Source organism: Mesorhizobium sp. L2C084A000, assembly GCF_000502875.1.
Taxonomy (GTDB): domain Bacteria; phylum Pseudomonadota; class Alphaproteobacteria; order Rhizobiales; family Rhizobiaceae; genus Mesorhizobium.
Genome location: NZ_AYWX01000078.1, coordinates 1 through 236, shown reverse-complemented (window position 1 = coordinate 236; position 236 = coordinate 1). Strand labels below are relative to the sequence as shown.

At 57.2% G+C, this 236-nt stretch carries 1 pseudogene; it reads left to right on the top strand.

The features are described from left to right. A pseudogene (locus X735_RS1000000169495) lies at nt 1-236 on the top strand (hypothetical protein); the annotation flags it as partial.

Genomic DNA, 236 nt, shown 5'->3' with positions numbered 1-236 from the left:
CCGTGCTGCGGATGTCAGCCTTCAATCTGAGAACCACGCCGGAATTGAACGGATATGTCAGCCGGATCGCAGCTGATCTGGCGACGGACGAAAAAAACGGCATTTCGTATTACCTAGTGCGTCTATCGGTTCCGCATGCGGAACTGACGAAGCTCAAGGACCTAACGCTCGTGCCCGGCATGCCGGCCGAAGCGATGGTCCAGACGGGCGAGCGTACGGCGCTTTCCTATTTTGTG